This is a genomic window from Enterococcus sp. FDAARGOS_553, from assembly GCF_003812305.1.
In the GTDB taxonomy this organism is placed as follows: domain Bacteria; phylum Bacillota; class Bacilli; order Lactobacillales; family Enterococcaceae; genus Enterococcus_D; species Enterococcus_D gallinarum.
Map to the genome: position 1 here is coordinate 2010015 of NZ_CP033740.1, position 14986 is coordinate 2025000.

Here is a 14986-nt window from a genome sequence, read left to right on the forward strand (position 1 = left end):
TATCTTGCTTTTCGACTTTAGTTTATCACAAAAAATTTCAATGTAAAGATTTTCACATTTTCATTTATTCTTTTCAAATTAGAAATAAAGCAGAAACAAACGGAATTATCATTTTCGGAGGGATTTTCTATGTATCATCAATTGACAACCTTAAGCGCGTATTCCTTACTTCAAAGTACGATCAAAATTCCTCGTTATATTGCTGCTGCCAAAAAAGCTGGTTATAAAGTTTTGGGGCTGGCAGATCACAATGTGTTATATGGAGCCTTAGAATTTTATCAGCAATGCCAAAATGCCGGAATCAAACCTGTGATTGGTGTATTATTCGATTGCACGTTTGGCACATCCACTATGCGTTTTCCATTGTACCTTTTTGCAAAGAATCTATCTGGCTACCGATTATTGATGCGCCTTTCCAGTGAGAAAATGATCAACGGTCATTTGGATCTATCTGAATACTTAACGTTACCAGATCTGTTTGGTATTTTGCCGCAAGGGCAAGGTTTCTCTCCAGATCAATCGGAAGACTTGGCACAGCTTTCTCGAGCATTGACAGACTTTGTCGCTCGTTTTGATCAAAAGAGTCTTTTCCTGGGTGTTCAAAAAGCAGCGGCAACGCCAGAAAGAGAGTGGTTTCAACAGCACGGTCTTGAGCTGTGCGCTTATCAACCCGTAGCAGCATTGGAACAAGCAGAACTATTTGCTGTTCAAGTCATGGAACATATTAAGAACGGTACTCAGATCGAAGATTTTCGTAAAGCGAAGGAACAATCTTCCGAAACGTATTATTTAGAACAGCCTGCGGAACTGATTCAGGCATTTGGAGAGAATTCAGAAGCATTGGTAAATAATCAGCGAATTGCAGAAGAATGTACTCTGACGATTCCTCTCCATCAACGTTTGCTCCCGCATTTCCCTTTAGAAGAAGGAGAAAATGCGGCTGATTTTCTTAGAAAACTGTGTTTTGAAAAGTTGTCTGAACGTATTACGCAGGTCACAGATATTTACCGTCAGCGTTTGGATTATGAACTATCCGTTATTCATACAATGGGATTTGACGATTACTTTTTGATCATTTGGGATGTGATGGATTTTGCTCACAAGAACGAAATTGTTACCGGCGCAGGGCGGGGCTCAGCAGCAGGTTCATTAGTAGCTTTCTTATTAGCCATCACCGATGTCGATCCAATTGAATATGACTTGCTGTTTGAGCGTTTCTTGAATCCCGAACGCTATACTATGCCCGATATCGATTTAGATATTCCTGATAACAGACGTGATGAGATTTTGCATTATGTCCGTCAAAAATATGGTCAGGAGTACATGGCGCAAATTGCTACTTTTGGAACGATGGCGGCCAAAATGGTGCTGCGGGATGTTTCACGAGTGTTTGGTTTGTCACAAAGCGAAGCCAATCGCTGGTCAAAAGCCATTCCTAACGCATTAAAAATGACATTGGCTTTAGCTTATGAACAATCCAATCAATTACGAGAACTGGCTACCTTCAATGAACGAAATGAAACGATGTTTGCAGTGGCTAAGGTACTGGAAGGATTGCCTCGACATGTTTCCACCCATGCAGCTGGTGTGGTGATCAGCGACAAGAATCTCTTGGACCTAGTCCCCCTTCAACAAGGAAGTGATGAGATCCTCTTGACTCAGTTCACAATGAATGATGTGGAAACAGTGGGATTGTTAAAAATGGATTTTTTAGGATTACGGAATCTTTCAATCATTGACAATACTTTAAGAGGGATCAAGCGAGTTACAAATGAAACAGTTACCCAGAAATCTATTCCTTTAAATGACCCAGCTGTGCTGCGACTATTTCAGCAAGGCGATACTGCCGGAATCTTTCAGTTTGAGTCAGCGGGGATCAGAAATGTTTTGCGAAAACTTGGACCTGAAAGTATCGAAGATATCGCAGCCGTCAATGCGTTGTATCGGCCAGGGCCTATGCAAAATATCGATACGTTTATTCGACGGAAAAAAGGACAAGAAAAAGTCGTTTATCCGGATGCTGCTTTAGTGCCGATTTTACAAAATACCTATGGAATCATTGTTTATCAAGAACAAATCATGCAAGTTGCTTCTAAAATGGCAGGCTTTTCTCTTGGTCAAGCAGATATCTTGCGGCGAGCCATCAGCAAAAAGAAAAAAGACGTCCTAGATGAAGAACGGCGCCATTTTGTTGAAGGAGCCGTAGCCAACCATTTTTCCGCGGAGAAAGCAGAAGAAGTTTACGATTATATTGAGCGTTTTGCCAATTACGGGTTCAATCGTTCTCATGCGTTTGCCTACTCATTTATCGGCTTCCAAATGGCGTATTTAAAGGTACATTATCCAGGACCATTTTTTGCTGCATTATTGCACTCGGTTAGGAATAATCCAGGTAAATTAAAAGAATATTTGAATGAAGCGACTCGGTATGGTGTAGCAATCTTACCGCCGTCCATCAACAAGAGTGGCTATAGTTTCTATCTTCAATCGGAAAAACAGATTCGTTTTGGCTTTAGCAGTGTTAAAGGAATACGTAGAGACCTGATTCAAGATATTTTAGATGAACGAAAGGAGAATGGAACATTCTCCTCCTTAGATCAATTCCTGTTGCGCTTGCATCAAAAGAATAACAAATGGCTGAAAGAAGATTATATCCTTCCGTTGTTAAGTATTGGTGCGTTTGATGAATTGGTCACTAATCGGAAGCAAGCACTTATCCAATTAGAAGGGAAAATCCAAAATATCACCTATAGTGGCGGCAGTCTCGATTTGTTAGAGACAATGGCTCTCAAAGAAGCCGAAGTCGCTGATTATGACTTAGAGCAAAAGTTAGCGTTGGAAGAAGAATATCTAGGGGTTTATTTATCAGGGCATCCTGTCCAACAATATCAGAAGCTGCAACAGTTGAAGCAGACGATAGCAATCGCTGACTTAGTTCCCAACGAACGTGTCCGGATACTATTTTATGTGCGTCAAATTCGAGAAATCCGTACAAAAAAAGGAGAGCAAATGGCGTTTCTTGAAGGAACAGATGCTAGTAAAGAAGTCTCAATCACTGTTTTTCCCACATTGTATCGTCACATACGATCTGACGTTGCAGAAAACGCCGTCTTGTATGTTGAAGGAAAAGTGGAAGTAAGTCGTTACAATGGTGAAATACAACTGATTGCTGATAAAATAGAGCTAGCTGAAAAAGCGCAAGCACAGCTAACAGATCAAACGTGTTATCTGAAGATCACACGTGATGTTGAGACGAACCATTTGCAAGAATTGTCGCAGTTGCTGAGAAAGCATCGAGGCCGGGTTCCTGTGGTGTTGTTCTATGAAAGCAACGGGAAAAAAGTGTTGCTGACGGAAGAGAACTGGCTAAAAAAAGACGAAGAAATGGAAAGAAAGCTTGGGCACTTGTTGGGAGAGGAAAATGTTGTTTTCAAGTAATTTTCCGAAAACGTTAAATTTTACTTACACTTTTTTCAACTTTTTCCCACTATTTCAAGACATTTCTCTGGAATAATGGTAAAATACTACTCGTGGTTATTACTTGAAAAGTATCAAATAAGGGAGTTCCAATTCCCTAAACAAATCTACTAATGAGGTGAATGGATAATGAAACGCATTGGAATTCTAACCAGTGGCGGCGATGCGCCGGGGATGAACGCAGCGGTTCGGGCAGTTGTAAGAAAGGCTATCTTTGATGGGCTGGAAGTATATGGAATCAATTACGGCTATGCTGGTTTGGTAGCTGGAGATATTCGCCGTCTTGATGTGGCAGATGTAGGTGACAAGATCCAACGAGGCGGTACATTCTTGTACTCTGCGCGCTATCCTGAATTTGCGACACAAGAAGGTCAGTTGAAAGGGATTGAACAACTGAAAAAATTCGGTATTGAAGGGTTGGTCGTTATTGGTGGCGACGGCTCTTATCATGGTGCGATGGCTCTAACACGCCATGGTTTTCCGGCGATCGGTATTCCAGGAACGATTGACAATGATATTCCTGGGACGGACTTTACTATCGGTTTTGATACAGCAATCAATACAGTATTGGAATCAATCGACCGAATTCGTGACACTGCAACTTCTCACGTCCGGACATTCGTAATCGAAGTAATGGGTCGTGGTGCAGGTGACATTGCGCTTTGGTCAGGAGTTGCCGGTGGGGCAGATGAGATCATCATCCCAGAACATGACTTTGATATGGCCGTTGTTGCGAACCGAATTCGTGAAGGACGGGACCGCGGTAAGAAACACTGCTTGATCGTCTTAGCAGAAGGCGTGATGGGCGGAAACGAATTTGCTGATAAATTATCTGAATATGGCGATTTCCACACGCGGGTATCGATTTTAGGACACGTTGTTCGTGGCGGATCACCAAGCGCAAGAGACCGCGTTCTAGCAAGTAAATTTGGTGCTTACGCAGTTGAGTTGCTTCAACAAGGCAAAGGCGGATTGTGCATCGGTATCGAAAACAACCAGATGGTTGCTGCAGATATCATCGAAACGCTTGAAAACAATCGTCACCAACCAGATATTTCTTTATACGACTTGAACAAGGAAATTTCCTTTTAAGTTTAGGAAGTATGAAACGCAACAGTAATTTTGTAAAAAAAGCTTATTAAGCTATTTTAAATAAATGAATAGGAGCGTTTAGTAATGAAAAAAACAAAAATCGTCAGCACATTAGGACCAGCAAGTAATAGTGTAGAAATTATTTCTGAACTGATCGAAGCCGGTGCAAATGTCTTCCGTTTCAATTTTTCTCATGGAGATCATGAAGAACAATTAGGACGTATGACAATGGTGCGTGAAGCGGTCAAGAAAACTGGTAAAGATGTAGGGATTCTTTTAGATACTAAAGGAGCAGAAATCCGTACAACCGTTCAAGACACAACTGAAGCAGATTATGGTCGTGCCGGCTATATCCAATTCAACGTTGGTGACCAAACACGTATCTCAATGGACCCAGAACACAAAGGAACAAAAGAAAAGATTGCAGTGACCTATCCTGGATTATTTGATGATGTATATGTAGGCGGCCATATCTTATTTGATGATGGTTTGATCGATATGGAGATCATCGAAAAAGACGAAGCAGCACGTGAATTAGTTGTTGTTGTTAAAAATGCAGGAATGTTGGGTTCTCGTAAAGGGGTCAATGCACCTGGCGTATCAATCAGCTTGCCTGGTATTACTGAAAAAGATGCTGACGATATTCGTTTTGGATTAGACAATGATATCGACTTCATCGCAGCTTCATTCGTACGTAAAGCTCAAGACGTTTTAGAAATTCGTGAAATTCTTGAAGAAAAGAACATGACTCATGTACAAATCTTCTCTAAAATCGAATCTCAAGAAGGTATCGACAACATTGATGAAATCATCAAAGTTTCTGACGGTATCATGGTTGCTCGTGGAGACATGGGTGTTGAGATTCCAGCAGAAGAAGTACCAATGGTTCAAAAACGAATCATCAAAAAATGTAATGCGGTAGGTAAATCAGTTATCACTGCAACTCAAATGTTAGAATCAATGCAACAAAATCCTCGTCCAACACGCGCAGAAGCTTCTGACGTTGCCAATGCAGTCTTTGACGGAACAGATGCAACCATGTTATCTGGAGAATCAGCAAACGGAGACTATCCTGTACAAGCTGTTGCAACGATGGCTCGTATCGATATCGAAGCAGAAAATGCTTTAGCAGAAATGAGTACTTTCCAAATCAACCAATTTGATAAAACTGATGTAACAGAAACAATTGGTCTTTCTGTGGCACGTGCAGCTAAAAATCTTGGCGTAAAAACAATCGTTGCTGCAACTGAATCTGGCTATACTGCGAAAATGATTTCAAAATATCGTCCAGATGCAGATATCTTGGCAGTAACTTTCGACGAACGTACAAAACGTGGTTTGATGTTAAACTGGGGTGTTTATCCAACAGTTGCTGAAAAACCTTCAACAACTGACGAAATGTTCGAATTAGCAGCTAAACAAGCTGTGGATCTTGGTTTTGCCAAAGAAGGCGATTTGATTTTGATCACTGCTGGTGTGCCAGTTGGAGAACGTGGAACAACGAACGTGATGAAAATTCAAATGATCGGTTCTAAATTGCTTGAAGCACAAGGAATCGGTGAAAAATCAATCGTTTCTAATGCCGTTGTAGCCAACAGTGCAGAAGAAGCAATTGCTAAAGCAAAAGATGGCATGATCTTAGTTGTTCCAACAACAGATAAAGAATATATGCCTGCAATCGAGAAAGCAGCAGCACTTGTTGTTGAAGACGGCGGTTTGACTTCTCATGCAGCAGTTGTCGGCATTGCGAAAGACCTTCCAGTGATCGTTGGGGCAAAAGATGCCACAACAACGATCAAAGATGGTGAATTGATTACTGTGGATTCTCGTCGTGGAATCGTCTACCGTGGAGAAACAACAGCTATCTAATCTTCTTTCGAAAGATTGATTAATGGAGGCAACAGGCTCGTGCATAAGTAGCGAGTCTGTTGTTTTTTTCTCTAAAAGCAATCACTTTTTTGTGCGTAAAATTACAGCTGTAGAAATGAAAAAGGTGTCAAGAAAATTTCATTGACAAAGGGAAATAACCCCTGTATAATTGCTTTTGTTGCTTAGGGGTGATAAAAATGAAATGGTCTTTATTGGAATTAAAAAAATACCAAGAGACACCGCTAATGTTCGACGAAGCGTTGAACTTAAAAAATCAATTGATAAAACGCGATGGACAGATCATTGATTTGTCTCCTGTGAAAATCACTGGCATGATGTCTGTTGGAAAACATGAATATCTCCTACATTATCGAGTGGAGACAACCATCACGTTACCTTCAACACGCTCATTGACTCCAGTTGCTTTGCCAATGGATTTTACAGTGGATGAACTCTTCATGACACCAGAGCAATTTCAGCGGCGAGATGAAATGATTCCAGAAGAAGATGTCTTGATCATTGAAGGTCAGACGATCAGTTTGGATGATTCAGTTGCTGATAACCTATTACTTGCGATTCCCATGCAAGTCCTTACTGAGGAAGAGAAAAAGAGCACAGAAATGCCGTCAGGAAATGACTGGGCTGTTTTATCAGAAGAAGACTATGCAAACCAAAAAGAAGCGCAAGCCCAACAAATTGATCCTCGTCTTGCAAAATTATCGGAACTGTTCAATGATTCAGAAGATGATAACGCGTAGGATTGGAATAAATTGCAGCCTCAAGGTTGCTTTCATTTACAAGGAGGTGTAGCAAAATGGCAGTACCAGCAAGAAGAACTTCTAAAGCGAAAAAAGCAAAACGTCGTACTCATTACAAATTGACAATCAACGGTTTGAACGAATGTGCAAACTGTGGTGAAATGAAAAAAAGCCACCATGTATGCTCAAACTGTGGTCATTACGATGGAAAAGATGTAGCAACAAAAGAAGCATAATCCTTTTTTACAGAAAAAGGGATTTCAAAATCCTAAGGCTAACCATGGAGCCTTAGGATTTTTCTTTTTGTTTCAGATTAGTTTCATGAAAACTAGAACTTTTCTGAAATAATTCTTACTCTTTGAAAGAGAATAGTTCAAAACAACTATCTTTTGCGCTATAATAAAACAGATAACTGAATCTTAGGAGGATGAGTGATGACAAAACAACAAATCGGCGTTGTCGGTATGGCAGTCATGGGAAAAAACTTAGCGTTGAACATTGAAAGCCGCGGTTATTCAGTTGCCCTATTCAACCGTACAGGATCTAAAACAGAAGAAGTAGTAAAAGAACATCCAGATAAAAACTTTAAAGCAACCTATACGATTGAAGAGTTCGTACAATCGATCGAAACACCACGACGCATTCTTTTGATGGTCAAAGCGGGTTTTGCGACAGACGCAACCATCCAAGAATTATTGCCTCATCTTGAAAAAGGGGACATCTTGATCGATGGAGGAAACACATTCTTCAAAGATACGATCCGTCGTAATGAAGAATTAGCAAATTCTGGTATCAACTTTATCGGTACCGGAGTTTCTGGTGGAGAAGAAGGCGCATTGAAAGGCCCGTCAATCATGCCTGGCGGACAAAAAGAAGCGTATGAGTTAGTGGCTCCTATTTTGGAACAAATCTCAGCAAAAGCAGAAGATGGCACTCCTTGTGTTACCTACATTGGACCAAATGGTGCAGGACACTATGTAAAAATGGTTCACAATGGTATCGAGTATGGAGATATGCAGCTAATTGCTGAATCCTATGATTTGATGCAAAAAATTCTAGGGCTATCTGTTTCTGAAATGGCGGAGATCTTCTCTGAATGGAATAAAGGGGAATTAGATAGCTACTTGATCGAAATCACAGCAGACATCTTAACACGCAAAGACGATTTAGGTACTGGGAAACCAATCGTTGATGTGATTTTAGATGCTGCCGGCAACAAAGGAACGGGGAAATGGACGAGTCAAAGTGCATTAGATCTTGGTGTTCCACTGCCGTTGATCACAGAGTCTGTTTTTGCGCGTTATATTTCTGCTTATAAAGAAGAACGAGTGAATGCTAGCCAAGTCTTACCAAAACCTGAAGGATTCGAATTTACAGGAGACAAACAAGAATTTGTTGAGAAAATTCGGGAAGCATTGTATTTCAGCAAAATCATGAGCTATGCACAAGGTTTTGCGCAATTACGGACCGCATCAAAAGAGTATGATTGGCAACTGCCATTTGGTGAAATTGCTAAAATCTGGCGTGCAGGTTGTATCATTCGTGCGCAATTCTTGCAAAAAATCACCGATGCTTATGAAAAAGATACGGATATCGAAAACTTATTGCTTGATGACTATTTCAAGGAAATCACAAAACGCTATCAACAATCCGTTCGTGACGTCGTAGCATTGGCAGTCCAAGCTGGCGTACCAGTCCCAACATTCTCTTCAGCAATTGCTTATTTTGATTCTTATCGCTCAGATCGTTTGCCTGCAAACTTGATCCAAGCACAGCGGGATTATTTCGGTGCCCATACGTATGAACGTACGGACAAAGAAGGAATTTACCACTACTCTTGGTATGAGGAAGAATAAGTCGAACAATTGAGAACAAATTAAGAGAATGACCGAACAGTGAGAACTTTCGGTCAATCTCTTTTTTATTTTTTAGTTACATGATAGAATAAAGCAGATAGTGTCTAACTATATGCAGAATAACCGATAAAGGAGCTCTAACTAATGAGTAATATTCTAATCATTGAAGATGAAAAGAACTTAGCTCGATTCGTGGAATTAGAATTAAAGCATGAAGGCTATAATACCGAAGTACATTATAATGGCAGAACTGGATTGGATGCAGCGTTGAACAATGAATGGGATGCCATCTTACTTGATTTGATGCTACCAGAACTAAACGGATTAGAAGTTTGCCGTCGTGTGCGCCAGACCAAAAATACGCCAATCATTATGATGACAGCAAGAGATTCAGTGATCGATCGGGTCTCAGGGCTAGATCACGGAGCAGACGATTATATTGTGAAACCCTTTGCGATTGAAGAGCTACTAGCTCGTTTGCGTGCGCTGTTACGTCGAATCGACATTGAAGGAGACAAAAATGTTGCCAAACAAACGACGATCACTTATCGTGATTTAACCATCGAGAAAGAAAACCGTGTGGTGCGTCGAGGCAGTGATGTCATTGAATTGACGAAGCGTGAGTACGAGTTGCTTCTTACTTTGATGGAGAACGTCAATGTCGTCTTAGCCCGTGATGTTCTGCTGAACAAAGTTTGGGGTTATGAAACAGAAGTAGAAACAAACGTAGTCGATGTGTATATTCGTTATCTACGGAATAAGATCGACGTACCTGGAGAAGAAAGCTATATCCAAACTGTTCGGGGGACAGGATACGTGATGCGTTCGTGAGCTTAAAAAAAAGAATGAAAAAACTAAAAGAACTGAAGGGGCCTTCTTTGACTGTGAAGTGGGCCTTCGCAAGTTCTTTCTTTATATTTGTTGTTTTTACAATTTTTGCAGTCATCACCTACAAAACGTCTATCAACCTGCTTGTGGCTAAAGAAGAAAATAACGTGGAGCGTACGATGTCGGAAGTAGCTTCTAGGTTAGCCAATTCAGACCAAGAATTGACATTGGTGCGTACCTATCGCAATTTAACTAAGAACGATAGTGGTGATACGAGCATCTACGACCGAACTTCAACAATTGATGGGAACTTAATGAAGATCGACTCGTTTATTTCCGAGTTAGGCCAGTCTCCTTTGAGCTTATTTGTTTATAATCTGAATCAGGAATTGATTTTCAAAACCCATGAAAATAATCTTTCTCTGATCGATGTGCAGCGAAAGTCGCCCACGATCGTGACATTGGACAATATTACAGGCTTTTTGTCGATCCAGCCAATCTACTCAAAAGAAACGAGAGAAAAAATTGGTTATGCTCAAACATTTTATGAACTGACCTCCTTTTATGAAATTCGCAGTAAGCTCTTGTTAACGCTAATCATACTTGAAGTCGTTTCCTTGATTCTCAGTAGCGTTTTAGGTTTTTTCTTATCTGCTTATTTCTTGCAGCCACTGAAAGTTTTGCGGGATACAATGGAAACCGTTCGAAAGAATCCCCAATCGACCGTGCATATGCCTGAACTGAATACAAATGATGAATTATCTGATTTGGCAGACATCTTTAATGAGATGCTCGACCGTATGCGGCTATATATCGAGCAGCAAGAACGGTTTGTAGAGGACGTTTCTCATGAATTACGGACGCCAGTGGCAATCATTGAAGGACATATGAGTCTGTTGCAGCGCTGGGGCAAGGACGATCCAGAAGTATTAGATGAATCGCTTGCAGCCAGCATGCAAGAAATCAGTCGAATGAAGACACTTGTGCAGGAAATGCTCGACCTTTCCAGAGCTGAGCAAGTAGATGTCCACTATGCGAATGAAACGACAAAAGCCAAAGAAGTCGTATACCAAGTATTTAATAATTTTAAAATTCTTTACCCGGAATTTGTTTTCACATTGGATGATGATCTTTACCACGAATTGACTTTAAAAATTTATCGGAATCATTTCGAACAAATTATTATTATCATCTTAGATAACGCCGTCAAGTACTCCACAGATCGCAAAGAGGTCCATTTATCTATTTCTTCTGATCGACAAACGTTTGAGATTGCAATTCAGGATTTTGGTGAAGGAATCAGCAAAGATGACTTGGATAAAATTTTCAATCGATTTTATCGAGTGGATAAGGCGAGAGCAAGAACCAAAGGGGGAAATGGGTTAGGACTATCCATTGCTAAGCAATTATTGGAAAGTTATAAAGGGCGCATTACTGCAGAAAGTGTGATTGGGCAAGGAACGATTTTTAGAATATATATTCCTGTGGTTCAATCTAGTAAGGATGTTTTGAAATAGCGCAGATCCTCTGCGAAGAAACCAGCTGGTTGTTGTAGGTTAGCGACAATCAGCTGGTTTTTTCTGGCTCTTTGTCAATAAGGACTGATGGGTTGTACAAAATCAAATCTGGGTCAGAATGAACCTCATTCTGGCTCAGATTTTTTGTTATCTTACTTTGATTAATTGATTGATCAAAAAGATTCTAATTCTCATGTTCTCAAATGATTTAAATCCGTAGGATACTCGTTTCATTGTCTTTATATGGGTATTCTTCGCTTCTATTTTTCCATTGGTGTAAGGATAGATCATCGCGTTGGTGATGCCTTCTTCATAGGTCAGAAGGTTTTGGAGCTTTTCCCGAAAGCCGTCATCTAACGTTTCGGGAAGTTCTGCCAATAAGGAGAAAAATAAGTCAGGGTCTTTGTCTCGAAAGGCTTCAACTAATTCATGAAAATAGGGATACGCCTCCTTCAGGGACGTAGAAAAGCCAAGCAATCGATCAATCATCATCGCTTCCGTAAGAAATGGGTATTTTGGTGATCGAAAACTTTTCCATGTTTTGTATTCATAATGGTTGATGTTTGCACGATTTTTTAGCAAAAAGCGCCAGTTCTTTTTCAGTTTTTCTGCCTGACTTTTCTGTCCTACTTTACGAAGTTCATTCATTTCACGGATACGCAACTCATTAAAGGCTTGATTCATGTGTTTGATAATATGAAACCGATCAATCACTACTTTCGCATTTGGCAGAATACGTTTGGTAAGCTGGAAGTAGGCGGCGTTCATGTCTGTGACTAAAAATTTTACTTCTTCAGGATTAGTGCAGCCTAAGAAATAGCTTGTTAATCGAGGCAATTTACGCGTAGGCAAGACATCAATTAATTGTCCTGTTTCGCCATCTGCGCAAATAAAGCTCATTTTATCTTCTATGGAAGCGTGCGAACGAAATTCATCAACCATCAATACTCTGGGGAGAATCCTCTTAGATTGCTTTGGTAAGTAGCTTTTAAACTCTTTCAACGTACGAATAACGGTGGTCAAAGATACCTGACAATTTTTCGCAATAAAAGATAAAGATACTTTTTCAGTCAGCAAAGAAGCAATTTTATATCTGACATGATTCGCGATTGAATGTCTGGGTTGAACAAAATAACTTTGAGCCGTCCAATGGGTTCGACAGTTTTTACAGGTATAGCGCTGCTTTTTTAAGCGCATAACCAAAGGCATGTGATTGTATTGTTCAAAGCGGACAATCGTTTCCTTCTTCCCATTTTTCACTACAATTACTTTCCCGTTTCCATCTACCACAGTAGAACCACAATTTCTACAGGTATGGGGAGCAGGTGAGAAAACAGCATCGACGATCAACGTCTTTTTCTTCTGAAAGGTCTCGTAAGAGACCTCTGTAATCATCAAATCTTTCTCTATTAATCGCAGCATTTTTTTGATAGAATCATTCATATAGCATATCGTCCTCTCAGTTGTTTATTTTGTCGTGATTTAATCATACTAGAGAACGATATGTTTTTTAATACCTAAAATAAAAATGGGGCTGAAGAATCAATTCTGATTCATCAGTCCCATAAATTATAGAGCCTTTTTTCTTTATAAGGGATCTTACTTAATGGACAGCGTTTCTGCTTGTTCATATAAACAGGAACGATTGAGGAACACGAATAGTTATAAAACGCAATTATTGCTATAAAAGCGAACGATGAGATAAAGAATAGAAGAAAGATTCGGCTAAAAAAAATGTTGAGAAAAAGCTTTGTTTTTTGTTGATTTTTCGCAGTAGAATTGCTATATTAGTATTTGTCTTTGTGATAGTCACTGTTTAAATCTTTCAAATATTTTTTCAAAATAAATGTTGACGAAGATCAAGACAGATGTTATTATAACAAAGTCGTCAGAAAGCATTAGGTAAAAAAACTTAAAAAGTTAGAAAAAACTTTCAAAAAAGTTGTTGACACAAAGCTTTTGAGATGATAAGATATAAAAGTCGCTGAGAGATAAAGAGTGATTAAATAACAATCGCTTGAAAAAACTTTTAAAAAAAGAGTTGACATTCACTTGTTGATCTGATATGATTTAAAAGTTGCTAACGCAGCGCAGTAGACCTTTGAAAACTGAACAAAGCAAGCAAACGAACCAATGTGTAGGGCGCTTCATTATATGAAGCAAAATACATGCAAGCAATAGCTAGCAAAGTTAATTTTATTTGAGCTTAACGATCCTATGGATCGTTCAAACAAATCATTATGAGAGTTTGATCCTGGCTCAGGACGAACGCTGGCGGCGTGCCTAATACATGCAAGTCGAACGCTTTTTCTTTCACCGGAGCTTGCTCCACCGAAAGAAAAAGAGTGGCGAACGGGTGAGTAACACGTGGGTAACCTGCCCATCAGAAGGGGATAACACTTGGAAACAGGTGCTAATACCGTATAACACTATTTTCCGCATGGAAGAAAGTTGAAAGGCGCTTTTGCGTCACTGATGGATGGACCCGCGGTGCATTAGCTAGTTGGTGAGGTAACGGCTCACCAAGGCCACGATGCATAGCCGACCTGAGAGGGTGATCGGCCACACTGGGACTGAGACACGGCCCAGACTCCTACGGGAGGCAGCAGTAGGGAATCTTCGGCAATGGACGAAAGTCTGACCGAGCAACGCCGCGTGAGTGAAGAAGGTTTTCGGATCGTAAAACTCTGTTGTTAGAGAAGAACAAGGATGAGAGTAGAACGTTCATCCCTTGACGGTATCTAACCAGAAAGCCACGGCTAACTACGTGCCAGCAGCCGCGGTAATACGTAGGTGGCAAGCGTTGTCCGGATTTATTGGGCGTAAAGCGAGCGCAGGCGGTTTCTTAAGTCTGATGTGAAAGCCCCCGGCTCAACCGGGGAGGGTCATTGGAAACTGGGAGACTTGAGTGCAGAAGAGGAGAGTGGAATTCCATGTGTAGCGGTGAAATGCGTAGATATATGGAGGAACACCAGTGGCGAAGGCGGCTCTCTGGTCTGTAACTGACGCTGAGGCTCGAAAGCGTGGGGAGCGAACAGGATTAGATACCCTGGTAGTCCACGCCGTAAACGATGAGTGCTAAGTGTTGGAGGGTTTCCGCCCTTCAGTGCTGCAGCAAACGCATTAAGCACTCCGCCTGGGGAGTACGACCGCAAGGTTGAAACTCAAAGGAATTGACGGGGGCCCGCACAAGCGGTGGAGCATGTGGTTTAATTCGAAGCAACGCGAAGAACCTTACCAGGTCTTGACATCCTTTGACCACTCTAGAGATAGAGCTTCCCCTTCGGGGGCAAAGTGACAGGTGGTGCATGGTTGTCGTCAGCTCGTGTCGTGAGATGTTGGGTTAAGTCCCGCAACGAGCGCAACCCTTATTGTTAGTTGCCATCATTTAGTTGGGCACTCTAGCGAGACTGCCGGTGACAAACCGGAGGAAGGTGGGGATGACGTCAAATCATCATGCCCCTTATGACCTGGGCTACACACGTGCTACAATGGGAAGTACAACGAGTTGCGAAGTCGCGAGGCTAAGCTAATCTCTTAAAGCTTCTCTCAGTTCGGATTGTAGGCTGCAACTCGCCTACATGAAGCC

The 14986-nt window shown here is 40.9% G+C and carries 9 protein-coding genes and 1 rRNA gene (1 of these 10 running past the window's edge); 9 read left to right on the plus strand and 1 reads right to left on the minus strand.

Going from position 1 to position 14986, the window contains the following annotated elements; all coding sequences use genetic code 11:
- The first annotated feature begins 129 nt into the window (after positions 1–129).
- The 8 genes from dnaE to EGX73_RS10165 all read left to right on the plus strand — a co-directional run bounded on the left by dnaE (position 130) and on the right by EGX73_RS10165 (position 11397).
- Positions 130–3438, plus strand: a complete 3309-nt coding sequence (dnaE, locus tag EGX73_RS10130; RefSeq protein WP_123866921.1) for a DNA polymerase III subunit alpha — start codon at positions 130–132, stop codon at positions 3436–3438.
- Positions 3439–3606: 168 nt separating this feature from the next.
- On the plus strand, positions 3607–4569 hold the full coding sequence (gene pfkA, locus EGX73_RS10135; protein WP_123866922.1) for a 6-phosphofructokinase: 963 nt from the start codon (positions 3607–3609) through the stop codon (positions 4567–4569).
- 84 nt (positions 4570–4653) lie between these two features.
- The gene (gene pyk / locus EGX73_RS10140) at positions 4654–6438 is read left to right on the plus strand and encodes a pyruvate kinase (protein ID WP_005472102.1); all 1785 of its coding nucleotides are present in this window, start codon (positions 4654–4656) and stop codon (positions 6436–6438) included.
- 197 nt (positions 6439–6635) lie between these two features.
- Positions 6636–7196 (plus strand): DUF177 domain-containing protein, encoded by a 561-nt coding sequence (locus EGX73_RS10145; RefSeq protein ID WP_086269370.1) that lies wholly within the window; start codon positions 6636–6638, stop codon positions 7194–7196.
- A gap of 56 nt (positions 7197–7252) precedes the next feature.
- Entirely contained in the window at positions 7253–7432 is a 180-nt protein-coding gene (gene rpmF, locus EGX73_RS10150; protein ID WP_003127860.1) for a 50S ribosomal protein L32, read from the plus strand.
- A 198-nt stretch (positions 7433–7630) separates the two neighbouring features.
- Positions 7631–9052, plus strand: coding sequence for an NADP-dependent phosphogluconate dehydrogenase (gene gndA / locus EGX73_RS10155; protein ID WP_003127861.1), 1422 nt, complete (start codon positions 7631–7633; stop codon positions 9050–9052).
- A 144-nt stretch (positions 9053–9196) separates the two neighbouring features.
- On the plus strand, positions 9197–9883 hold the full coding sequence (locus tag EGX73_RS10160) for a response regulator transcription factor (RefSeq protein WP_003127863.1): 687 nt from the start codon (positions 9197–9199) through the stop codon (positions 9881–9883).
- Between the two features lie 14 nt (positions 9884–9897).
- Positions 9898–11397 (plus strand): HAMP domain-containing histidine kinase, encoded by a 1500-nt coding sequence (locus EGX73_RS10165; protein WP_003127864.1) that lies wholly within the window; start codon positions 9898–9900, stop codon positions 11395–11397.
- Positions 11398–11544: 147 nt separating this feature from the next.
- Here the strand turns inward: EGX73_RS10165 and EGX73_RS10170 are convergent, their stop codons facing one another.
- Positions 11545–12840, minus strand: a complete 1296-nt coding sequence (locus tag EGX73_RS10170; RefSeq protein WP_123866709.1) for an ISL3-like element ISEfa5 family transposase — start codon at positions 12838–12840, stop codon at positions 11545–11547.
- 793 nt (positions 12841–13633) lie between these two features.
- Here EGX73_RS10170 and EGX73_RS10175 point away from each other — a divergent pair.
- Positions 13634–14986: ribosomal RNA gene (locus EGX73_RS10175) — 16S ribosomal RNA — on the plus strand (it continues 207 nt past the right edge of the window).

Excerpts from the sequence above, each read along its gene's own strand:
- dnaE (WP_123866921.1), top strand. The coding sequence starts at position 130 with ATGTATCATCAATTGACAACCTTAAGCGCGTATTCCTTACTTCAAAGT.
- pfkA (WP_123866922.1), top strand. The coding sequence starts at position 3,607 with ATGAAACGCATTGGAATTCTAACCAGTGGCGGCGATGCGCCGGGGATG.
- pyk (WP_005472102.1), top strand. The coding sequence starts at position 4,654 with ATGAAAAAAACAAAAATCGTCAGCACATTAGGACCAGCAAGTAATAGT.
- EGX73_RS10145 (WP_086269370.1), top strand. The coding sequence starts at position 6,636 with ATGAAATGGTCTTTATTGGAATTAAAAAAATACCAAGAGACACCGCTA.
- rpmF (WP_003127860.1), top strand. The coding sequence starts at position 7,253 with ATGGCAGTACCAGCAAGAAGAACTTCTAAAGCGAAAAAAGCAAAACGT.
- gndA (WP_003127861.1), top strand. The coding sequence starts at position 7,631 with ATGACAAAACAACAAATCGGCGTTGTCGGTATGGCAGTCATGGGAAAA.
- EGX73_RS10160 (WP_003127863.1), top strand. The coding sequence starts at position 9,197 with ATGAGTAATATTCTAATCATTGAAGATGAAAAGAACTTAGCTCGATTC.
- EGX73_RS10165 (WP_003127864.1), top strand. The coding sequence starts at position 9,898 with ATGAAAAAACTAAAAGAACTGAAGGGGCCTTCTTTGACTGTGAAGTGG.
- EGX73_RS10170 (WP_123866709.1), bottom strand. The coding sequence starts at position 12,840 with ATGAATGATTCTATCAAAAAAATGCTGCGATTAATAGAGAAAGATTTG.